This window comes from Streptosporangium sp. NPDC051022, assembly GCF_040683035.1.
Classification (GTDB): Bacteria; Actinomycetota; Actinomycetes; order Streptosporangiales; family Streptosporangiaceae; genus Streptosporangium.
Genome location: NZ_JBFBCF010000005.1, coordinates 241,143 through 261,857, shown reverse-complemented (window position 1 = coordinate 261,857; position 20,715 = coordinate 241,143). Strand labels below are relative to the sequence as shown.

The window sequence follows — 20,715 nt, the reverse complement described above, 5'->3', positions numbered from 1 at the left end:
GGCAGGGGATCGCGCGGCCGGTCGGCCGGGGATCACGGCGCGTGAAGAACACGACGGGCCGGGAAGGTCCCCGGTATGTCTTTCCGGTATGGCCCGCCTGAGCTTAATACGACGTGGCGAGAACCTGACGTTTTCTTGACCAAGGCTGTTGGGGGCAGGATGATCCGGATAAGGTACAAGACGATCGTTTTGACCGGCTTTACCGGGGAGTTCAGGACATGCGATTCACCCTGCGACGGACCATCGCCGTCGGTGCCATGCTCGCGGCGGTCAGCGTGGTGATGCCCGCCGCCTCCGCCGCCTCCCCGAAGGACGACCGCAGCTGCAACGATCTGATGGGCGCCGACACCCCGGCGTTCATCGTGTGCCAGTGGCTGGCCAAGCCCGAGGAGGCCCTCGACGTCGCGAGGTTCTGGGGCGGCAACGACTCGGCCAACCTGAAGACCGCCACCCCGTCGGAGGGCAAGTTCATCGACTGCTCGGCCGCCGGCAGCTCCTGCCCGGCCCTGGAGGGTGACGACACCGTACGCGACGAGAACAGCCCGCTCCCCGACGGCGCGGAGGACGAGGGCGGAACGCCCGAGTGCGAGTCCGGTCAGGAGTGCTCGGTCGGCGGCTCCGCGGAGGGCGGCGACGGCACCGAGGCGGGCTCCGAGCTGAGCGGTACGGCTGGCTCCACGACCTCGGGGAGGACGACCGCGCAGACCGTCGCCCCGACCACGCAGAGCACCGCGCCCACGGCCCAGGCCGTGGTTCCGACCGCGCAGGAGATCACCGCCGCCGCGCAGACCCCCACTGGTCAGGCGATCACCACCGCGAGCTCCACGCGGCTCCGGGTCTGGATCGACACCGAGCTGGCCGACGACTGGAAGGCCGGAGCCGAGACCTTCGCCTCGGCCGTCAGGAGGGTCGGCGCGCTGGCCTCGCGTCCCGAGGTGGCCGGCATCAGGTTCAGCTCGCAGCTGGGCTACAACGCGACGTTCAAGACGGACGACGAGGTCCTCGCCTTCGTCACGGCCGCCTCGGCCGCGCTGCGCCAGGCGGCCCCCGGCAAGCGCCTGGGCGTCCACACCGTCGTCCCCGAGTTCGCCTGCGGCGCCGACGACACCTGCAAGACCGAGATGCGCAAGCGCTACCCGCTGCTGGCCCCGGAGAGGATCGAGTCGCACCTGATCTCGGGCCGCGTCGACCAGGTCTCCCTCGACAGCGGACTGCTGAGCGGCTACGGCACCTGGAAGATCAACGCCGAGCAGGCCAGGAACAACCAGTGGATCCAGGTCCGCGCCCGCGCCTGGGACGTCCTGGCGCAGGTCACCGCCGAGGAGACCGGCCTGGTCGGGCAGGTCACCGCCCAGCAGATCGCGACCCGGATCTCCAAGCCCGCCCTCGACGGCTCCGCCCAGCAGGTGAACGTCTGGACCCGCGTCCAGGACGCCAAGGGAACGGTCACCCGGCTGACCGCCTGGAACGAGCTGAAGAGGTTCACCCCGATCCAGCGCCGCATCGCCGCCGTCTACGACCCGGCGACCCCCGAGGTGGACGTGACCTCCGACCTCAAGAAGCTCGCCGAGGTCTTCGGACAGGTCTACCTGGCCGCCGTCTGATCACCGTCGGATCACTGTCTGACCCATGACGCCCCCCGCGGGGCCCGGCCGTACCGGGCACCGCGGCGGGACACCCCCGCGGCCCGGCGGCGTGCCGGTTCCGCGCGGCGCGGACCGGGTGCCGGAGCCGAACCCCGCACCCGGTCCGCGCCGCGCGGTCACCCACTCTCCCGGTCGGGACGCCGGGAACTTCCCGATCCCTTCTCGGCATCGAACCCTGGCCTGGCCTGGCCTGGCCTGGCCTGGCCTGGCCTGGCCGTCGCCGTGTCGTAGACGATGCGGAGCGCTTCGATGCGCCCGCCGAGGTAGACGGTCGCGAGCCGTTCGGGGGTCACGGCGCCTCCCCGCCGCGGCCCGCGGCCCGCGGCGATCGGTGTCCGACGGTCATGGCTCCTCCGGGGCGGTCAGGTGCTCCAGTGCCGTGAGGTCGATCTCCATCGCGCCGGTTCCCTCGGGCAGGCCCAGCGCCTTGACCGTGCCGGGGCACAGCTCCCCGGCGTGGCCCAGTACCGTACGGCCCGCGAGCAACTCGACGCAGCCCTCCGGCAGCCACGGCGGCCGTCCGCCCCGGCGCGCGGTCAGCCTCGCCCCCGCCACGCCCGCCGCCGCCCGTGCCGCGTCGACCACCTCGTCCCACCGGGAGGCGCCGGTCAGTACGGCGGCCAGGTGGTGCGGCTGCGCGGGGATGGCGGCCTGCAGGGCGCACAGTTGCTCGTCGGTCGGGCGGCGGTCGGCGGGCAGGCGGGGAGGCGCGCCCGCGACGGGCGGGGAGGTGAAGGCCGTCCCCTGCTCGAAGAGCCCCGCGCGCCGCTCGCCGCGCTCCACCGCGCGGCGGAGCGCGGTCAGCAGGCCGGGCAGGAGAGTGGTGCGCAGCCCGGCCTCCCCCGGGCTGATCGGGTTGACCAGCGTGAGGGTGGCGCGGCGCGGATCGTCGGCCGCCAGGCCGAAGGCGTCCCACACGTCGCCGCCGACGAAGGGGAAGGTCGATGTCTCGACGTATCCGGCACGGGCCAGTGCCTGCCCGGCCAGGCGCCGGATGCTCTGCGACCGGGTCAGCCCGAGACCCGGCCACGCGCGGGAGGAGATCGGCGGCTCGGCCGTACCGAGGGCGAAGCGGACGTCGCCGCCGACGATGTCCCGCATGTCCGCCACGCCGTGCCGGAGCATCAGCGTGCGCTCGATCCCCATGCCGAAGGCGAACGCGCTGTACTTGTCCGGGTCGATGCCGCACGTGGCGAGCACCCGCGGGTGGACCATCCCGCAGCCGCCCCACTCGATCCACCCCTCACCGCCGCAGGTACGGCACGGCTCTCCCACGCCGCGTCCCCGCCCGCCACGGCAGACGGCGCACGCCACGTCCACCTCGGCCGACGGGTCGGTGTAGGCGAACCGGTGGGGGCGCAGCCGCGTCACCGTGCCCTCGCCGAACACCGAGGAGGCGAAGTAGTCCAGCGTGCTCCGCAGGTCGGCCATGGTCAGGTCCTGGTCGACGGCCAGCCCCTCGACCTGGCTGAAGACCGGGCTGTGGGTGGCGTCGGCCGGGTCGGGACGGAAGACGCGTCCCGTGCAGACCATCCGGATCGGCGGGGAGGAGCCGAGCATCTCCCGCACCTGCACCGGCGAGGTGTGCGCCCGCAGCACCAGCCCCGACCTGCGCCCGGATCCCGTGGGGTCCGCGACGAAGAAGGCGTGGTCCAGGGCGCGGGAGAGGTGACCGTCGTCCATGTTGAGGGCGTCGAAGTTGAACCACTCGGCCTCGACCTCGGGTCCCTCGGCGATCCGGTAGCCCAGGTCGACGAAGATGTCGGCGATCCGGTCGGTCATCACGGCCACGGGGTGTCTGGCCCCCCGGGGTTCGCACAGTGCCCCGCCCACCCGGCTGCCCGGGAACCCGGTCACCGTCGGCGCCCCAGGGTCCAGGCGGCGACGCGCTCGTGGACGAGGTCCGTCCGGTCCCACGCCCGCCCGCACGTCTCCGTGAGCCGGAGGAAGGCCGAGGCGGGCAGGGCACGGGTGTACGCGGCGGTGAGGTCGCCGCTCGCGTCGTCCGGACAGTGCCGTTGCGGGCCGCCGGAGGGATCCTCGTCGTCCCTCGGATCGATCAGGTCGTGGCGTCCTGGACGGGGTTCGGAGGGGAACACCGGTCTCATCGACCGGATCACTTCACGTGCGAGACCTCCGGCCATGTCTCACCTCCCGCGGAGAAAGCCGGATGGAGGATCTCGGAGACCGGTCGCGTGCCTGTCGGCTCCGCCTGCTCGGCGCTGTCGCGGGGAGCGGGCCGGATGGCGGGCGGCGGGGAGCGCGGCCGATCCGCTGCGCGGAATCCGGGTCAGCTCAGGCCGGGAGTGGCCAGCAGATGCTGAGCGGGGATGTCCGTTCTTTCGCTGACGTAGAAATCTTTGATGGAGGTTATCCAGGCACCGGTGGCGACCTTGCCCATGCCGTGGGGGTCGAGGTCCCTGAACACGGCGTCGATCTTGTCGGGGTGGAATCCGATGGCGAGCATGCAGGCGACGAAATGGGCGTGCTCGATGAATCCGTCGTCATTGACGTCGGCCAGGGAGGCGAGCGACTCGGCGTACTCCCGCAGGGCGTCGTCGAAACGCTCGGGACCGGCGACGCGGGTGACGTATTCGCCGAGGCTGACCCCACCGTGGTCGGCGCCCGGACCGTCTGCGCCGTGGTCGGCGCCCGGACCGTCCGCCAGGCTTCGCCAGTAGCGCCGATGCCCTTCGAGGACCGCCAGCGCCTTCGCGGAACCCATCGGCTCGGCCACCGACTCGATGATCCGCCTCGCCAGGCGCTCGAAGTCACCGGCCTCCACATAGCCGTTGCCGTTCGTGTCGAGCAGGGTGAAACGGAGTGTGACGCGCTCCAGGACGGCGGTCGTCATGCGCCACCTCGATCGTGAACGGGTGGTGTGGCCACGTGACGCATCGAACCTTACCCCTCCGCTCCATTTTGAAACCGCTTGGCTACTTTAAGTTATTGGGCCGTCGACAGGGAGTCAATAGCTCCGGGAGCCAGGGGCGAATGCTTTACCGTACTGCCTGGTCGGTGCAGGGATTTGCTCATTTAAATCCCCCAAAATCGTCTTAAAAGCGAGTAGGTATTCATGGGGCCGGAGATCCGCGCGACCACGTCGGCCGGTGAGGGATGACGCCCGCCGGCTTTCCGGGACCACCGAATTCCGCGGCCCGTTCCTCCCGCCGGAGCACGCCTCGTGTCTCGGACCCGTTCCGGTGCGCATTCCGGCGTCACCGGCGTTCCCGGCGATGAGCGGGTCGTGTTCCCGTCTCACCGCGACACGTCACGCCTCCGGCGGGAGGGCCGGGGTCGTCAGGACCTGTTGGAGGCCCACTGGAGATAACCGGCGAACTCCTCCAGGGAGATGAGACCGTCGCCGTCCAGGTCGATCCTGGCGATGGCCTCGGCGGCGCCCTCGGGGGTGATCGGCTGGCCGAGCACCTCCATGAGACGCGTCATCTCGACGGCCGAGATGAGGCCGTCGCCGTCGACATCGAGGATCTTGAACGTCGTCGCGTAGTCGTCCGCCACGGGTGCATCCGCCTTTCGGCAGCAGGGAAATCAGACCCCACGCACATTAGCGGCCCCTCCCCTCCCACGGGAAAGCCCCGGTTCCCACGGAAAGCCCCGGTTCCCACGGGAAAGCCCCGGTCCCGGCGGAACGCTCCGGGACCGGGGTGTGCCCACGCCGGTCAGACCACGGCTCCCGACCCCTCCCGGACCCGGGAGGTCCGCTTGCCCTGGGGGCGCGGCGGCGGGGCCGTACCGCGCTTCTCGAACTCGATCGCCAGCGGTGCCGCGACCAGCGCCGAGGACAGGGTGCCCACGATGATGCCGATCAGCAGCGCCACCGCGAAGTCGGTCAGCGAGTCGCCGCCGAGCACCGCCAGCGCGGCGAGGATGAACAGCGCGCCGAGACCCGTGTTCACCGTGCGGGGCACGGTCTGCAGGATCGCGGTGTTGACCACCTCGGAGAACGGAGCCTTGCGCCGCGCCCCCCACAGCTCGCGGACGCGGTCGAAGACCACGACCTTGTCGTTGACCGAGTAGCCGATCACCGTGAGCATCGAGGCGAGGAAGACCCCGTCGATCGGCTTGCCCAGCCACGCGAACACGCCGATCACGATCGACGCGTCGGCGATCAGGGCCAGTACCGTCGCCAGGCCGAACGTCCAGCGGAAGCGGAAGGCCAGGTAGGCGAGCTGGGCGGCGAGCGCGACGCCCAGCGCGATCAGCGCGTTGCGGCGTAGTTCGTCGCCGAGGCTCGGCCCGATGAGCTCGTCGCGCTCCTTGGTGACCTGCCCGCCCGCGCCCTCCAGCGCGGTCTTGATCTTCGCCTCGTCGGCCGCCCCGATCTGGCCCGTCCGGACCGAGACGCCCGTGTCCGACGACTGCACGACCGCGCTCGGGAACCCCGCCTCGCCGACCAGCTCGCGGGCGGCGTCGGCGCTCAGCGGCACGCTCGTGGAGTACTCCATCAGCCTGCCGCCGGTGAACTCGACCCCGAAGTTGAGGCCCCTGACCGCGACCCCGGCCAGGGCCGCCGCGACCAGCACACCGGTCATCACGAGATACGGCACCCGCCGCCGCATCAGGTCGGGCCCCCGGGCGGTCAGCCACTCGCGGACCCGGCCGCTCTGCGCCAGGCCGGTGATCCGGGGCCGCCTGGCCACGGAGGGCAGCGCCACCGCCCACTGGGCCAGGACCCGGGTGATCACCATCGCGGTGAGCAGGGAGGCGATCACTCCGATGCTCAGTGTGACGCCGAAGCCCCGCACAGGGCCCGAGGCGAGGAAGAACAGCAGCCCCGCCGCGAGCAGCGTGGTGATGTTGGAGTCGGCCACCGCGCTCCACGCGTTGCGGAAGCCCTTCTCCAGCGCGGGCCGCAGTCGCGGTCCCGCGGCGTACTCCTCCCTGGCCCGTTCGAAGACCAGCACGTTGGCGTCCACGGCCATGCCGATCGCGAGCACGAAGCCCGCCAGGCCCGGCAGCGTGAGTGTGGCGCCGAGCGCGACCAGCGCCGCGTAGGAGATAAGCGCGTAGCAGAGCAGGGCGACGACGGCGATCAGTCCGGTCAGCCGGTAGGTCACGATGATGAACAGCGCGGTGAGCGCCACGCCGATGACGGCGGCCTCGGCGCTGGCCGAGATGGCCGCCGCGCCGAGCGTCGGGCCCACGGTCCGCTGCTCGACGATCTCCACGGGCACGGGCAGCGAGCCGCCCTTGATCAGGGCGGCCAGGTTCTGCGCCTCCTCGGTGCTGAAGGAGCCGGTGATCTGGGTCGAGCCGCCGGTCAGCCCCACGCCGCAGGCCACGTCCTCGTTCACCTGCGGTGAGATGAGGACCTTCGAGTCGAGCACGATGGCCACCCGCCGCTTGGGGTCGCCCGACGGGTTGCACGCCGCCTCACCGGTCAGCTTCGCCCACTCCTTGCGGCCCTCGTCGCGGAAGTCCAGGGTGATGAACCAGCCGCCCCCCCGCTGGACGTCCATCCCCGCCTCGGCGTCGCTGACGCCGTTCCCGGTCAGCCGGGCCGGGCCGACGAGCAGCTTGGCGCCGTCCTCGTCGGAGATGATCTGCTCGCCGTTCTTCGCCTTCGTCGTCTCGTCGGCCTGGGCGATGACGGGGTGGAAGGTGAGCTGCGCGGTCTTGCCGATGACCTCGGCGGCCTTGGCCGGGTCCTGCACGCCGGGCAGCTCCACGATGATGCGCCGCTCGCCGGAACGGGCCAGCGGAGCGTCCGCGACGCCCAGCGCGTCGGCCCGGCGGCGCAGTACCTCAAGGGTGCGGTCGGTGGCCTCGGCGTCGGCCTTGGTGGTGGGGGAGTCTTTGGTCTCCAGCACGATCTGGGTGCCGCCGCGCAGGTCGAGACCCAGGCGTGGCGTCATGGTCAACGCGATGAACAGGGATAGGGCGATGACGGTGAGCGCCGTCACCGCGCGCACCACGGGGGCACGCGACATGGGAGCCTCCACAGGCTGAGAGGTTTTCGGGTACGGCGAGACACCCGGGCGACCCCGGCCACGCCGGGGGAACCGGATCACTCCGGAGACCGGGTCGGACCGGAAACCGGATCACGCCGAAACCGGGTCAGGCCGGGACCAGAGCGTGACGGGGAACCGGGGCACGGGCCGGGGAGGCCGTGGCCGGGGGCCGGATCACGCCGGGGAGCCGGGCTGTACCGGGAAAGCCGGGAAACCGGGAAGGAGTCGCCTGACCGTTCGCGCGTACGGCGAAGCGCCCCGAGCGGTTCCGGGGTGTTCGCGGATACGGCGAAACCCCCGGAGCGGTTCCGGGGTGGGTCAGGCGCCTGTGGAGGGCGGGGCCCGGGCCGGCCCGACCGGCGGGGTCGGCAGCGGGCGTGGAACGTCGCCGCCCGCGGGACCGGAGCCGGAGCCGGTGGCGAGAAGGTGGCGCGGGAGATCCGGCGGAGGGGCCGCGACCGGGTGACCGCCTCCGCCTCCGCTCCCGCTCCCGCCTCCGGCCGCGGTTCCGGTGAGGGCCGCGGCGAGGTCGTGCCGCCGCTCGGCGGCGGGCACCTGGTGGGACAGCGGATGCTGCGGGGCGGCGATCGAGACGACCGCCGGATGCCGCAGGAGGACGGTCGCGGCGCCCGTGCCCGGTCCTCCGGCCACGAGCAGCGGGAACAGCAGCGCCAGCAGCCAGCTCAGGGCCGCGCCGTGCCTCGGCTGCCGCATCTTCCTCCTTCGGGGTTCCGCCTCCACCGTAGCCGTCCTGGCCGGGACATGTCCGCCGGTCACCGCCGGATCGGCGGATATAAAGCGGTTTGCTGGTAATAAATCTCTATAAAGGCATTCGGCTCGGGTAGTGCGGGGCGCATGCGACTGACGAACACGGCCGATCTGTGGTGGAAGAACGCCGTCGTCTACTGCCTGGACGTCGAGACCTACAAGGACGGCAACGGCGACGGCATCGGAGACTTCCGGGGACTCACCCAGCAGGTCGATCATCTCGACCGGCTCGGCGTGACCTGTGTCTGGCTGATGCCGTTCTTCCCCACCCCGGGACGCGACGACGGCTACGACATCACCGACTTCTACTCCGTCGACCCCCGTCTGGGCACGCTGGGGGACTTCGTGGAGTTCATGCGGACCGCCAGGGACCGGGGAATCCGGGTCATCGCCGACCTGGTGGTCAACCACACCTCCGACGAGCACCCCTGGTTCAAGGAGTCCCGATCCAGCCGCGACTCGCCCAAACGAGACTGGTACGTCTGGAAGGACGACCCCGACCCGGTCGACCCCGGGGCGATCGTCTTCCCCGACAGGGAGAACAGCGTCTGGGAACCGGACAAGAAGACCGGCCAGTACTACCTGCACAGCTTCTACCGCTTCCAGCCCGACCTGAACCTGGACAACCCCGAGGTCCGCGACGAGATCGCCCGCATCCTCGGATTCTGGATGGAACTCGGCCTGTCCGGCTTCCGGGTCGACGCGGTGCCGTTCCTGATCGAGGGGATCAGCGGTGATCCGCACTCCTTCCTCGCCGACCTGCGCGCCTTCATGAACCGCCGCGACGGCGGATCCATCCTGCTCGGCGAGGTCAACCTGCCCTACCCCGACCTGATGAAGTACTTCGGCGACGGCAACGGCAACGAGGTCACGATGTGCTTCGACTTCATCGGCATGCAGCGCTTCCACCTGTCGATGGCCCGCAAGACCCCCCAGGCCCTCGCCGACGCCCTGAGCCAGCGGCCGGCCCCGCCGAAGGACTCCCACTGGGCCACCTTCATCCGCAACCACGACGAACTGACCCTGGACAAGCTCACCGACGCCGAACGCCGGGAGGTCTTCGACGCCTTCGGCCCGGACAAGAGCATGCAGGTCTTCGACCGCGGCCTGCGCCGCCGCCTGCCCCCGATGCTCGACGGCGACCTACGGCGGCTCAAACTGGCCTACAGCGTGCTGTTCTCCCTGCCAGGCACCCCGGTGCTCTTCTACGGGGAGGAGATCGGCCTCGGCGAGAACCTGAAGGGCGAGGGCCGCATGGCCGTCCGGGTCCCGATGCAGTGGACCCCCGAAGGCGGCTTCTCGCCCGTCCGCCCGAAGACCCCCGTCCCGTCCCCCACCGGCAGGTACGGCCCGCGCAACGTCAACGTCGACGCCCAGCGCCGCGACCCGGACTCCCTGCTCCACTGGATCACGATGCTCGTCGAACGCTACCGGGAGTCCCCCGAACTGGCCTGGGGCGACTACGACGTCCTGGCCTCCGGGGACGACGCCGTACTGGTCCACAGAGCCGACGCGGAAGGCGGCACCGTGGTCGCCGTCCACAACTTCGCCGACCGCGAGGCCGAGGTGGACTTCGTCCTCAAGGGCGTGGACGGCCACCGGGTGCTGACCGACCTGCTGGTCGACGGCACACTCGACCTCCCGAAGGACGGCCGGGTGAGGTTCAAGCTGGAGCCGTACGGCACCCGCTGGCTGCGCTCCGCGGCTCCCGACCAGCCCCTGGAGGACGCCTCGGCCAAGGGGCGGTGACCTCCGCCTCGACGGCTGGTCGTGCGTAAGGTGCTTCCGCGCTTGACCGCTCGTCATGTGTTCGGACGCGTGCCGCGCGGAGGGCGCTTCCGCACTCGACGGCTCGTCGCGCGGAGGGGCTTCCGTGCTCGACGGCTCGTCGCGCGGAGGGCGCTTCCGCACTCGACCGCTCGCCGTGCGGAGGGGCTTCCGTGCTCGACCGCTCGCCGTGCGGAGGTCTTCTGCGGCGCCGGTACGGCGAGTGGCGGGACGGACCCGGCCGGCGCCGATGAGCGGCGCGTCACCCGGTCGACGTTCCCGGGAGCGGTCCGGAGAACGACGCTTCGAGAGGTTCGGCACGGCGGGGCCTCACGGAGTGGGGCGCCCGAGGGCGCCCGAGAGCGTCGAGAGGATCGGGATCGAGAGGATCGGGATCACGGGACGTGGTGGCGGGGGCGGGTCACGGTCGGTGGGGGCGGTCGTGGCGTGGATCCCGCCGGGTCTTCACCCGCTCCAACTCATGGATCATGTCCTCGCGGACCTCGGTCAGCGCGCTGGACAGGTCGGGCCGCTCCGAGTTCGCCACCAGGGGCTCCACACCGGGGAGAACGCACTCAAGGGTCAGCCGCTGCGTCTCCTCACCACGGTTCTTGATGCTCAGCCGCAGCTCCACCGAATCACCGGGGTAGGAGCGTAGCCGCTTCCCAACGGGGGTGAGCCGTTCGAGGATCTCGTGGCGATCCTCCTCGGTGAAGCCCGTGCCGAGCACGAGCTGCTTGCCGAGGATGTCCTCGTGCTCGTGATGCGAGTCCGTCATCATCCCACTCCTTCACTAAAAGTAGTCATAACACTACATTTAGCGAAGCGGTGGGATGCTGGGGGATCCTCCGAAAGGGGACGCGGGTAGCTCTCGGGGCGGGGTGTGCGGCCGGTGGGTCTCCGTGGTGGAGGGCCGGGTGCGGGACCACTCTCAGATGCACATATGCTTCGCATGGCCAGTTTTATGGATTTAGTGGGACTTAAAGGGAGAAATTGACCGTGTACAAGGAGTTCGCTGTCGAGGCCGTGGTGTGGCTGATCCCCGTCGTCGTCCTGCTGGGTCTGGCCTTCATGATCACTGCCGCTTAGTCCGGCCGCGGCGCTCGGGGCGGCCCGCCGGAACCCGCTCAGCGGAGTCTCCTGGCACGCCGTCCCCGGGTGCCCGCATCGTCCATACCGCCCCGAACCGTCGTTCACGCCGATGCGGCGCTCCCCTGAGGTGACGGACGGGCGCTGGTCATCTCGATCATTGGCGCGTTAGATTGCGCCATGTTCGGAAATGCCCCTGAGTGGCCGCTGGACTCGCCGATGACGCGATTCGCGGAACCGAGCCTGCCGACGCTCACCCGCGTACTGACCGGTCCACCGGGGCGCCTGCTGATCCCCGCCATCGCACTCTCGGCCCTCCTCCTGCTGTACGGCACGAGCGTTCCCGGCGGCTACTTCGTGACGACGACCCTGGGAGCCCTGCTGGGGCTGGGAGTCGCCGTCATCTGGATTCCCCGTTTCGTCGTGGGGCTGTTCCGCGCGGACGGCCGTCCCACCCTGCGCAGGTACTGGCTCCGCTGGGCGGTGGTGCCCGTCGTCGGACTGATCGCGATCGGCCTCGTGGCGTTCAATGTCCCCTACACCGCCCGCTTCGCGCTGTCGGAGGCGAGCATGGAGCACCTCGCCCGGGAGATCGTGGCAGGGAGGCAACCCGAGAGCGACGGGGGATGGGTGGGACTGTACCCCGTGTCGGCTGTGCGGCGGGTCGACGACGTCGTCTTCTTCTACCTGAAGGACACGGGTTTCCTCGGTTCCCACGACTTGGCGTGGAGCCCCAAGGGCGAGCCCCCGCAGGAGCACGAAGTCGGTTACACGCACCTTCAGGGGCCCTGGTACGAACGGACGGAATGGTTTTGAACCTCCCCGGAAAGCCCGCCGAGTGGGTCACCGGTGGGATCGTCGCACCCGTCGTGCTCCTGATCCTGTTGGACGCTCTGGGCCTGACAGCGTCCCTCATCTTTCTTCTGATCGTGCCGATCGCCATGTCCGGCGCCGTGATCACGGCCTATCAGGAGGCGGCCCGCTTCCGGGCCGCCTCCCGGCCGGAGAGCCCGCCCCCGCCCCAGCCCCAGGCCCAGGCCCAGGCCCAGGCCCAGGCCCAGGCCCAGGCCGAGGGCCGGACGGACGACCCGACCGGTGACCTGATCGCCTGAGCGGGCGGCCGGGCGCGGAGGCGTCGCGGTCGCGGGCCGGGCGGCCGGTAGGCGTCGTGACGTGCGGGGACCGGTTGCGCTCGCGCCGGGGCGTTCGTCGCGCTCAGTGCTCGATCTCGGTGAGGTCGGCGTGCGCCGACACTCCCCGCAACGTGATTCCGGAGAAGATCGCGGTCCCGAGCAGGAGCACCGCCCCGATGCCGCCGGTCCACGCCAGCGCGTCGGTGAACGCTCCGGTCGCGAGGGCGGCGAGAGCCTGACCCGCCGAGCCGCCGAGGTCGGCGGCGATCGCGAGCGCGGCCGCGAGCGTCTCCCCGGCGGCGTCGGCGCTGCCTGCCGGAAGGGCGAGGCCGGCCGCTCCCGCGACGTCGCCGCGGTAGAAGGCCATCAGGATGGAGCCGAAGATCGCGGTGCCGAGCGCCGTGCCCATTTCGTAGGCGGTCTCGCTGATCGCGGCGGCCTGGCCGGCGTGCTCGCCCCGGACCGAGCTCATGATGATGTCGTTGGTGAGGGTCATGCCGACGCCCGCTCCGAGCCCGACCAGGCACAGCGCGATCGCGACCGGCGCAGCCCCGCTGCCGGGGGTGAGCCCGAGCAGCATCGAGAATCCCGCGGCGGTGACGAGGATGCCGGCCGCGACGAGCACGGACGCCGGGATACGGCGCACGAGCGCGGCGGCGATGAACCCGGCGACCGCTGAGACCGCGGCCTGCGGCAGCAGCCACAGCGCCGACTCGATCGCGCTGAGGCCGACCACCAGTTGCAGGTACTGGGTGAGCGCGAACAGCGAGCCGATCATCGCGAGCACCGAGACAAGGTCGGTGGTCACCGCACCGGAGAACGCGCGGACACGGAACAGCCGCACGTCGATCATGGGGGTCTCGCGGCGCAGCTGCCGCCGGACGAAGAGCGCGACCAGGAGCAGGCCGGTGACGAGGCACACCAGCGCCGCGGGCACGTGCTTCTGTTCGGCGAGTGTCTTGATGCCGTAGACGAGCGTGATCATCCCGGCCAGCGACAGCACGATGCTCACGACGTCGATCGGGCCGGGCTCGGGATTGCGGCTCTCCGGCACGAAGATCGGCGCGAGGGCGAGCAGTACGATCATCACGGGGATGTTCATGAGGAACGCGACGTGCCAGCTCAGGTGCTCGATGACCCACCCGCCGACGATCGGGCCGCCGGCCGCGCCCGCGGCCGCCATCGCCGCCCAGACCGCCATCGCGGTACGGCGCTGGCCGCGGTCGAGGAACATGTTGCGGATCAGCGACAACGTCGAGGGCATGATCGTCGATCCGGCGACGCCGAGCAGCGCGCGGGAGAGGATCAGCATCCAGGGGGCGGTGGCGAGCGCGCCGAGCACGGACGCCCCGGCGAACCCGACCGCGCCGACGAGCAGGAGCCGCCGGCGCCCGATCCGGTCGCCCAGGGACGACATGGTGATGAGGAGCCCGGCGATCATCAGCGAGTAGATGTCCAGCATCCACAGCTGCTGGGTGCCGGTCGGCGACAGCTCCTCGGTGATCGCGGGCAGGGCGAACAGCAGCACCATGCCGTCGATGGCGATGAGCAGCATGGGCAGCACGAGGACGGCGAGGCCGACCCAGGTGCGGCCTCCGGCGCGGAGGGTGGTCATGGGGTCTCCATCTCGATTACTTCACCAAGTAGGTTACTTCACCACTTGGTATAGTTTGGAGCCCGGTGAGGAGGTTGCCATGGCACGACCGAGCGCTCGGCCCGCGATCATCGAGGCCGCGCTACACGTGATCGAGGAGCACGGAGTGGCGGCGCTCACCCTCGACGCCGTGGCCGCCGAGGCCGGAGTCACCAAGCGCGGCCTGATCTACCACTTCCCGACGAAGCACGATCTGATCACGGGCATCCACACCCACCTCGCCGGGCAGGCCGAGGCCACGATGCGCCGCGCGCTCGGCAAGGACCCCGCCGAGGCGACCGAGAGAGAACGCACGATCGCGTACGTGCGCGCCACGACCGCCACACCGACCCGGCTCGACCTGCGCCTGATGGCCGAGGGCGCGCATGAGCCCGACTGGGTCGCGCCGTGGGTACGGCTGAGCGAGCGCTGGTTCCCCGAGGACGGTGACGCCGGATCCGATGAGCGGACCCTGCTCTGCCTCATCGCACGCATGGCCGCGGACGGGCTGTGGGGCTACGACGTCACGCCGGGCGTGACCCTGCCGCAGGCCCTGCGTGAGAGGGTGATCGAGCGGATCATCGAGCTGGTGGACTAGGCCGGGTTCGGGGACCGCGGCCTTCGCCGTATCGGAGGGGGAGACGCCCGAAGCCGGAAAGGAGGTGCGTCCACCCGTCTACCACATCGAAGATCGATTCTGAGTCGGCCGGTGGCGTCAGATCAATCTGAGCCCCAACCGTCGCCGCTCACCCGGCGAACAGCGGCCGGACCTCGACGCCGCCGTCCCGGACGACCGGGTTGAGCTTGGCGATGCGCAGGGCCGCGTCCAGGTCGGGCGCCTCCAGGACGTAGAACCCGGTGACGACCTCATCGGCCTTGGCGAACGGGCCGTCGGTGACCACGTCGCCGCGGACCGAGGTGGCCGTGGTGCTGGGGTGCAGCGCGAACCCGGTGACGATCCGGCCGCCCAGCTCCTCGACCTGGGCGGGGTAGCGCTCCAGCAGCCTCATCTGGTCGGGTGTGAGGGCCATCGGGTCGGCCGGGGCCGGCGAGTAGACCAGGATTCCGTACCGGGCCATCGGTTTCTCCTCGAATCGGTGTTCATCCCCTGTCCTCCGACAGGCGGGGACGGCCGGATCCTACTCCCCTGGCGGGAAAACAACGGATCTTCTCCCGTTCCTTCCCCGACCGGCGGCGGGGCGACGGTGAGGGCCGGAAGACCCCCGGGCCGAGGAGAGGCTCCGGCCTGCTTCCGGGATTACGAACATGATCGGCTCATGGTCGCCTCCGGCCGTATCCCGGCCGGAGCCGTACTTCAGGCCCGGAGGAACTCGGCGATCGGCTCGGCCTGGCCGAAGATGGCGTGACCGACCTCGGGGAGCAGGATCACGGTCGAGTGCGAGACGCACTCACGGACGCGCCGTACGGTCTGGTGGGAGTCGAGCATGGCGTCACGGCCACCGACGATGACGAGTACGGGCATGGGGAGGCCGTGCAACGCGTCGTCGGGGAACACCGGGAGCCTCTCCCTGCGCGGGTTGAAGTGCGTGAACGTCAGGACGACGGCGTCGAGTGCCTGCCGGTGCCTCTCCCCGTCCAGTCCCGCGACGGCCATCGCCGACTCGCGCAGTCCACCGCGCCGGAACGGGCGGGTCAGCAGGGCCTTGAAGATCCAGCCGACCTTCTGCCGTCCCACGCCGCCGGGGCACAACAGGGCCAGGCGGGTCACCCGTTCCGGACGGCGGATGGCGTAGTCCAGGGCCATCCAGCCGCCGAGGGACGTGGCGACGAACGCGGCGTCGGTGATCCCGAGCCCTTCCAGTACGTCGTCCAGCCAGAGTGACACGGCGTCGGAGTCCAGGGCGGGGCGCGAGGGCGCGCTCAGGCCCGGCTCGCCGACGAGGTCGACGGCGTACGTGCGGAAGTACCGGGACCAGGTGGCGACATCCCCTCGCCACATCGACGTGTTCGCGCCCGAGCCGTGCAGCAGCACCAGGGGCGGCGCGTCCCGCGGGCCGGAGACGAGGACGAAGGTCTCGCCCTCGCGAGTCGGCACCCGTACGTGCTCGGCGGGAACCGGCCAGGCGTCCAGCACCCGCCGGTAGTGGCCGAGGAGCTCGCGTCCACCGGCCTCGGACTTGTAGATCATGGTCATGACACCTGCACTGCCACCGTGTCCTGTCTCGGCATGGCCATCGGGACCACCTCCTTGGCGACAGTGAAGGCCTTGTCACCGTGTCAAGGTCAAGCGGGGCCACACCGCGAGATCACCGGGCGTCCTCTGCCCACCGAGTTCGGTGCCTGCCAAGTCACGTCAAGTCACGTCAGAGACTGGCCGGACGCGCACGCCGTATCCGCCCGGTTTTTCTTGAGCACCACGGGGACCCCAGGCGTACGGTCAGCGGTCGACCGTGATCGGTTCGAGGGCGTCCTCCTTCTCCCGGGGCGGTGACGGTCAGCGTTCGGCGAGGACGATCACCGAGTCGCCCTCGCCCAGGCGCAGCGGCCGGGACTTGTCGGGGTTGAGCACGACGCCGAAGTGCGGGGCCTCGTTCACCCGCTCCGCCAGGCGGTAGCCGATCGCGGTCTCGCCCCGGCGCCTGGCCGACTCAATCACCGAGGCGAAGCTGACCGGCTCTCCCGTACGGACGTACCGGCAGGCGGGGCGCGGGTAGATCTCCGAGCCCCGCGAGTCGAAGAGGTAGCCGAACACCTCGGCCAGGTGCTTGTTCTCGGCGAGCTGGGCCAGCAGCAGGCCGATGACCGTGTCACTGATCACGATGTCGTCGGCCTCGGTGACCTCGGCCAGGCTCCGGTTGTTCTCGTCGTGCATCTCACTGACGATCGAGTACCGCTCGCCCAGCGTGGCCTGCATGTCGCGCAGTTGCAGGAGGGTCATCAGGGTACGGGTGTCGGCGTGCTCGGTGGGATAGCGGTCGTCGGAGAGCACGATCACGTGCTGGTAGACGCCCAGGCCCAGTGACTCCAGCGCGTAGCGGTCGGTGGTCTCGCATTCCTTGGCGTTCACCGTCAGGTTGACCAGTCCCTCGAAGGGGACCGTGGCGTCGGGGTGGTCGGAGGCGATGTCCAGCACGGAACCGGGGGAGACGTAGCCGTCGAGATAGCGGACGACCTGACGGCCCCGGCCGTTCCAGTTCAGGACGAGGGTCCGCTCGGGGCCGGGCCGGACGTGCTCGGCCGAGACGATCGACTCCTCCAGGGCCTCGGGCATGCCGTCGGCCAGATGGATCAGCGAGTCGTCGTGGGCGATCACGATGACCTCGTCCTCGGCGGTGATCATCGTGTCCGCGGGCGGGTTCAGCAGGACGCCGCCGGGGCCGCGCAGGCCGATGACCGTGGCGGTCTGGTAGGCCGGGAGCGCCTGGCCGTACGTCATCCCGGTGAGGTCGGGGTCCGAGCGCAGGTAGATCTCCCCGTCGTCGAAGTTGAGCAGGTCCATGCAGACGACGGACATGCCGGACTGCCGCGACGACTGCACGATGAGCCGGGAGGCGGTGTCGTCGGAGTCGACCAGGAGGACGTCGGGGCCGCCCGCCAGCCGGGCGGCGGCCATGTTCGCGGTACGGGCGATCGCGGCCACCACCGGAGGGTGGTCGCCCGCGCGCTTGGCCAGCGCCAGCAGTGTCTTGATGACGTGCGCGTCCGGGTCGTCGCCCTGCGGGGACAGGACGACCACGGAGCGGGCGGAGTCGAGGTTCATCAGGTCGAGGTCGGCGGGCTCGGTCGGCCGCCCGGTCCTGCAGACCAGCTTGGTCCGGCCGGTGTCGGGCACGTGCCGCCGGATGTCGTCCTCCATGTCGAGCTTGTCCTTGTCGGCCAGGATCGAGATGACCGACCCGTTGTCGCTCGCGTGCGCCTGGACCAGCTCGGCGGCGATCGTGAAAACCTGCTCGGACCAGCCCAGGATCACGATGTGCCCGGTCTCGATGATCCGCGACTTACCCTTGCGCAGCTGCTCGAACTTGCTCTTGAGCCCGTTGGAGAGCACGCCGACCAGGGCGCTGACGATGAACAGGCCGCCCATGGACGCGACGAACATCAGCGCGATGAACGGCGTGCTCCCGCTGTCGCTGGCGATCTTGCCGGGGCTCAGCGTGCGCATCAGCGACATCCACAGCACACCGAGGAAACCGCTGTTCTTGGCGGCGTCGCGCGGGGTCAGCCACAGGCTCAGCAGCGTGACGAGTAAAATCAGCCCCAGGGAGATGAGGGCGAGCCAGCCGATCAGGGCGACCGTGCCCCTCGACATGGTGTTGTCGAACCAGTATCGCGACCGTTCCCGGAACGTCGGTTTCGACACCGGACCCCTCCCCGTAGGTGAACACCGGACCAACAATCGCACAAAAATTGCAGGTCGCTCTGGTGTTCGCAAATCCATGAAATATGGCACGTTCCACGACTTCGAGCGCGGTTTCCTCCGCGATGGCGTGCCACTCCTGCGATTCCCGCCGCGGCGAGGAAGGCTGTTCCGTACGAGCGTCAGGCCCTGGGGCGGAGGGGGCGGAGGGGGCGGCGACGCGGGCGGGTCTGAGTCCGGTGGGATCCGGCGGATCGGCGGTCCCATGGCCGTTCGTGTCAGGCGGCCATGGGACGTGGCGGCTTCGAAGGTTCCGGCTTCAAAGGCCCTGGCGGATTCAAAGGTCCCGGCTCGAAAGGCCTCAGCGCTTGCGCTTCCCACCGCGCTTGGTGTGCCCGCCGCGGCGACCACGTGACCCGTGGGCCGAGCCGTGCACGAGACGCAACCGGTGAGACCGGGCCCGCATCGGTTCGGCCACCAGCGTGCGCAACTCCTCCATGGCCGCGCCCGCGGGATGGCCCGCGCTCAGCACCGCCTCGATCATCCCGAGGGCGTCTTCGCCCAGCATCTCGGTGACCTCGTCCGCGACGGCCTCGGGGCCGCCCAGCTCCAGCAGGCCGAGCAGCCCTTCGGCCATCAGTGACAGCTGCTCCTCGGGGGTGAGATCCTCGGGCCGCAGCCTTCCGGCCTCCAGGAGGGTCGTCACGGCGATCGGGCCCAGCACCGGATCGCGGCGCAGCCGTTCGAGTATCAACCCGCCGTCGGTGCGTGCCTCGACGAGTGTCCTGAGCAGCGCGGCCGCCCGCGTGCGGAAGGGACACCCGCGCACCGCGTCCAGAAGCGGCTCGACGTCTCCGCCGTGCTTCGCCAGCCAGCCTTCCAGCTCGACGACGGTGCTCTCCGGGGTGTAGTGCTGGGCGAGCACGCCCAGTAGCTCCGCGGGCGGGGCGTCGGCGAGCTCTCCGACGAGCGGGGCGTCCCTGCCCGCGGCGAGCATCCGTTCCCGTACGGCGCTCAGTCCCAGGGGCGACAGCCGGACCAGCGGGCCGGGTTCGGCCAAGCGGAGAAGGAGCCGCTCGCACGCCTCGGGAGGCAGAAGCGGGTTCGCTCCCCGCAGGTCGCTGGAGTACAGCTCGTCCGCGACCCCGTGCCCCAGCTCGACCGCTCCGAGGCCGGACAGGACCTCGAACGCCGCGACCAGGTCCAGGTCGACCTGCCGGCGCCACGTCTCCTGCTGGGATTCCTCCTCACCCGGTTCGATCATGAAGTATTCCTGGCAGGTCAGCCACACGGTCTCCTGAAGCCGGGTCACGGGGACGGGGCCCGGCATGCCGTAGACGGTGTTCAGAACATCGGGGAGCAGTTCGTCGAACAGCTCGGTGAGCATGGAGGGGTCGTCCCGCCCGGAGGCGGGGGCGCCGACCGCGGTACCCAACTCGAAGAACGTCTCGAACGCGCGCCGCCACAGGGCCCGCGGGTCGCGCAGGATCGGCGTGGCCCTGGCCACCCGGAGCAGGCGCCCCTTGCTCACCCGCACCAGGCGTGCCTTCTTCGCCCAGGCGATCAGCAGGCCGACCTGTCGCATCTCGGCCGAGCCGCGGACCTTCAGCTCCTGCTCCCCGGTGCCGAGCAGTTCGGCCAGCGCGCGAGCGTCGGCCAGCCTCAGGTTGCCCGTGGCGGTGAGCGGGCGCCCCTCCGTCCCCACCCATTCGGTCAGGGCGGTGAGCCGCCGTACGGTCTCACTACGGGCGGCCGCCTCGGAGAGGGCGGCAGCGCCGGGAAGGGTCACCGGAGGCTGGGCGAGAGCCCGTTCCTCCTCGGCCTCCGGTTCCAGGAACCGGGCCATGTTCAGCTTGTCGAGTATGTCGGCGTCGTAGGGGATCCGTCCTGCGTTGACGTCCCGTCGGAACCTGTCGAGGGCGGCGGGGTCGGTGAGATCGACGCCACTGTCGAGCGCCGTCCGCGTCCAGAACTTGCCGATGCTCTGCCGGAGCGGATCCACCAGTGCGGCGGGGTACTCCGCCGCGACCGAGACGACGGCCGCCTCCAGCTCCGCCAGGCCCGCGCCCCGAGGATCGCGCAGACCGGAGGCGGTCAGGTATCGCAGGAACGTCAGCAGGCTTTCCGGCCCGGCGTCGAGCACGTCCTGGGCGGCCACGACATACCGGGGAATCCACTCCAGGAGGAACCGCCGTATCTGAACGGGGTCCCAGTACGCCAGCCGCCCGTCCAGGCTGCGGTGCCGCGAGTCCAGGACCGCCGAGAGCATCACGACCTCGGCCCGCATGTCCCGCTCGTCCGCCCAGGCCAGACAGCGGCGGATCAGCAGCTCCTTGGCCGACTCGAACTCCTCGTCCTCGTCCGGCTCGAAGTAGGTGCGCATCACGTG

18 protein-coding genes are annotated in these 20,715 nt (G+C 70.6%); 5 read left to right on the top strand and 13 right to left on the bottom strand.

Translation table 11 applies throughout. The annotated features are described in order from the left end of the window. Positions 1-218: 218 nt before the first annotated feature. Positions 219-1,604: a hypothetical protein gene (locus AB0N02_RS12340; protein ID WP_363945230.1), complete on the top strand. Its 1,386-nt coding sequence runs from the start codon at positions 219-221 to the stop codon at positions 1,602-1,604. 158 nt (positions 1,605-1,762) lie between these two features. On the opposite strand, the gene AB0N02_RS12335 is transcribed toward AB0N02_RS12340, so the two are convergent. The 7 genes from AB0N02_RS12335 to AB0N02_RS12305 all read right to left on the bottom strand — a co-directional run bounded on the left by AB0N02_RS12335 (position 1,763) and on the right by AB0N02_RS12305 (position 8,332). Further along, positions 1,763-1,939 (bottom strand): hypothetical protein, encoded by a 177-nt coding sequence (locus AB0N02_RS12335; protein ID WP_363945229.1) that lies wholly within the window; start codon positions 1,937-1,939, stop codon positions 1,763-1,765. A 49-nt stretch (positions 1,940-1,988) separates the two neighbouring features. Further along, entirely contained in the window at positions 1,989-3,479 is a 1,491-nt protein-coding gene (locus AB0N02_RS12330; RefSeq protein WP_363945419.1) for a hypothetical protein, read from the bottom strand. Positions 3,480-3,499: 20 nt separating this feature from the next. After that, positions 3,500-3,754 (bottom strand): hypothetical protein, encoded by a 255-nt coding sequence (locus AB0N02_RS12325; RefSeq protein WP_363945227.1) that lies wholly within the window; start codon positions 3,752-3,754, stop codon positions 3,500-3,502. A 182-nt stretch (positions 3,755-3,936) separates the two neighbouring features. Continuing rightward, positions 3,937-4,500 carry a calcium-binding protein gene (locus AB0N02_RS12320; protein ID WP_363945226.1) on the bottom strand — a complete coding sequence of 188 codons (564 nt, stop codon included), beginning with the start codon at positions 4,498-4,500 and terminating at the stop codon, positions 3,937-3,939. 446 nt (positions 4,501-4,946) lie between these two features. After that, positions 4,947-5,165: an EF-hand domain-containing protein gene (locus tag AB0N02_RS12315; RefSeq protein WP_363945224.1), complete on the bottom strand. Its 219-nt coding sequence runs from the start codon at positions 5,163-5,165 to the stop codon at positions 4,947-4,949. A 161-nt stretch (positions 5,166-5,326) separates the two neighbouring features. After that, complete coding sequence (secD, locus tag AB0N02_RS12310) at positions 5,327-7,597, bottom strand: protein translocase subunit SecD (RefSeq protein ID WP_363945223.1); 2,271 nt, start codon at positions 7,595-7,597, stop codon at positions 5,327-5,329. A gap of 339 nt (positions 7,598-7,936) precedes the next feature. Then, positions 7,937-8,332, bottom strand: coding sequence for a hypothetical protein (locus AB0N02_RS12305; RefSeq protein ID WP_363945221.1), 396 nt, complete (start codon positions 8,330-8,332; stop codon positions 7,937-7,939). A gap of 141 nt (positions 8,333-8,473) precedes the next feature. Between AB0N02_RS12305 and AB0N02_RS12300 the strand changes: the two genes are divergently transcribed. Then, the gene (locus tag AB0N02_RS12300; RefSeq protein ID WP_363945219.1) at positions 8,474-10,135 is read left to right on the top strand and encodes an alpha-amylase family protein; all 1,662 of its coding nucleotides are present in this window, start codon (positions 8,474-8,476) and stop codon (positions 10,133-10,135) included. Between the two features lie 439 nt (positions 10,136-10,574). Here the strand turns inward: AB0N02_RS12300 and AB0N02_RS12295 are convergent, their stop codons facing one another. Continuing rightward, a complete protein-coding gene (locus AB0N02_RS12295) occupies positions 10,575-10,931 on the bottom strand; it encodes a hypothetical protein (RefSeq protein ID WP_363945217.1) in 357 nt (118 codons plus the stop codon). A gap of 530 nt (positions 10,932-11,461) precedes the next feature. Between AB0N02_RS12295 and AB0N02_RS12290 the strand changes: the two genes are divergently transcribed. Together AB0N02_RS12290 and AB0N02_RS12285 are read left to right on the top strand one after the other, a co-directional pair. After that, on the top strand, positions 11,462-12,058 hold the full coding sequence (locus AB0N02_RS12290; RefSeq protein ID WP_363945216.1) for a hypothetical protein: 597 nt from the start codon (positions 11,462-11,464) through the stop codon (positions 12,056-12,058). Beyond that, complete coding sequence (locus tag AB0N02_RS12285; RefSeq protein ID WP_363945214.1) at positions 12,055-12,354, top strand: hypothetical protein; 300 nt, start codon at positions 12,055-12,057, stop codon at positions 12,352-12,354. The genes AB0N02_RS12290 and AB0N02_RS12285 overlap by 4 nt, the downstream gene beginning before the upstream one ends. Positions 12,355-12,457: 103 nt before the next feature. Here AB0N02_RS12285 and AB0N02_RS12280 read toward each other — a convergent pair whose 3' ends face one another. After that, positions 12,458-13,990: an MFS transporter gene (locus AB0N02_RS12280; RefSeq protein ID WP_363945213.1), complete on the bottom strand. Its 1,533-nt coding sequence runs from the start codon at positions 13,988-13,990 to the stop codon at positions 12,458-12,460. Between the two features lie 79 nt (positions 13,991-14,069). On the opposite strand from AB0N02_RS12280, the gene AB0N02_RS12275 reads away from it, so the two are divergent. Next, entirely contained in the window at positions 14,070-14,606 is a 537-nt protein-coding gene (locus AB0N02_RS12275; protein ID WP_363945212.1) for a TetR/AcrR family transcriptional regulator, read from the top strand. A 148-nt stretch (positions 14,607-14,754) separates the two neighbouring features. On the opposite strand, the gene AB0N02_RS12270 is transcribed toward AB0N02_RS12275, so the two are convergent. The 4 genes from AB0N02_RS12270 to AB0N02_RS12255 form a co-directional block, all read right to left on the bottom strand. Continuing rightward, complete coding sequence (locus tag AB0N02_RS12270; RefSeq protein ID WP_363945211.1) at positions 14,755-15,087, bottom strand: YciI family protein; 333 nt, start codon at positions 15,085-15,087, stop codon at positions 14,755-14,757. Positions 15,088-15,323: 236 nt separating this feature from the next. Further along, positions 15,324-16,163 (bottom strand): alpha/beta fold hydrolase, encoded by an 840-nt coding sequence (locus AB0N02_RS12265; protein WP_363945210.1) that lies wholly within the window; start codon positions 16,161-16,163, stop codon positions 15,324-15,326. Between the two features lie 300 nt (positions 16,164-16,463). Beyond that, positions 16,464-18,329 carry a potassium transporter TrkA gene (locus AB0N02_RS12260; protein WP_363945209.1) on the bottom strand — a complete coding sequence of 622 codons (1,866 nt, stop codon included), beginning with the start codon at positions 18,327-18,329 and terminating at the stop codon, positions 16,464-16,466. Between the two features lie 358 nt (positions 18,330-18,687). Beyond that, on the bottom strand, positions 18,688-20,709 hold the full coding sequence (locus tag AB0N02_RS12255; protein ID WP_363945207.1) for a hypothetical protein: 2,022 nt from the start codon (positions 20,707-20,709) through the stop codon (positions 18,688-18,690). Between the last annotated feature and the right edge of the window lie 6 nt (positions 20,710-20,715).

Coding starts and splice junctions, on each gene's coding strand:
- AB0N02_RS12280 (WP_363945213.1), bottom strand. CDS start 13,990: ATGACCACCCTCCGCGCCGGAGGCCGCACCTGGGTCGGCCTCGCCGTC.
- AB0N02_RS12320 (WP_363945226.1), bottom strand. CDS start 4,500: ATGACGACCGCCGTCCTGGAGCGCGTCACACTCCGTTTCACCCTGCTC.
- AB0N02_RS12255 (WP_363945207.1), bottom strand. CDS start 20,709: ATGCGCACCTACTTCGAGCCGGACGAGGACGAGGAGTTCGAGTCGGCC.
- AB0N02_RS12295 (WP_363945217.1), bottom strand. CDS start 10,931: ATGACGGACTCGCATCACGAGCACGAGGACATCCTCGGCAAGCAGCTC.
- AB0N02_RS12340 (WP_363945230.1), top strand. CDS start 219: ATGCGATTCACCCTGCGACGGACCATCGCCGTCGGTGCCATGCTCGCG.
- secD (WP_363945223.1), bottom strand. CDS start 7,597: ATGTCGCGTGCCCCCGTGGTGCGCGCGGTGACGGCGCTCACCGTCATC.
- AB0N02_RS12300 (WP_363945219.1), top strand. CDS start 8,474: ATGCGACTGACGAACACGGCCGATCTGTGGTGGAAGAACGCCGTCGTC.
- AB0N02_RS12270 (WP_363945211.1), bottom strand. CDS start 15,087: ATGGCCCGGTACGGAATCCTGGTCTACTCGCCGGCCCCGGCCGACCCG.
- AB0N02_RS12265 (WP_363945210.1), bottom strand. CDS start 16,163: ATGACCATGATCTACAAGTCCGAGGCCGGTGGACGCGAGCTCCTCGGC.
- AB0N02_RS12290 (WP_363945216.1), top strand. CDS start 11,462: ATGACGCGATTCGCGGAACCGAGCCTGCCGACGCTCACCCGCGTACTG.
- AB0N02_RS12275 (WP_363945212.1), top strand. CDS start 14,070: ATGGCACGACCGAGCGCTCGGCCCGCGATCATCGAGGCCGCGCTACAC.
- AB0N02_RS12325 (WP_363945227.1), bottom strand. CDS start 3,754: ATGAGACCGGTGTTCCCCTCCGAACCCCGTCCAGGACGCCACGACCTG.
- AB0N02_RS12305 (WP_363945221.1), bottom strand. CDS start 8,332: ATGCGGCAGCCGAGGCACGGCGCGGCCCTGAGCTGGCTGCTGGCGCTG.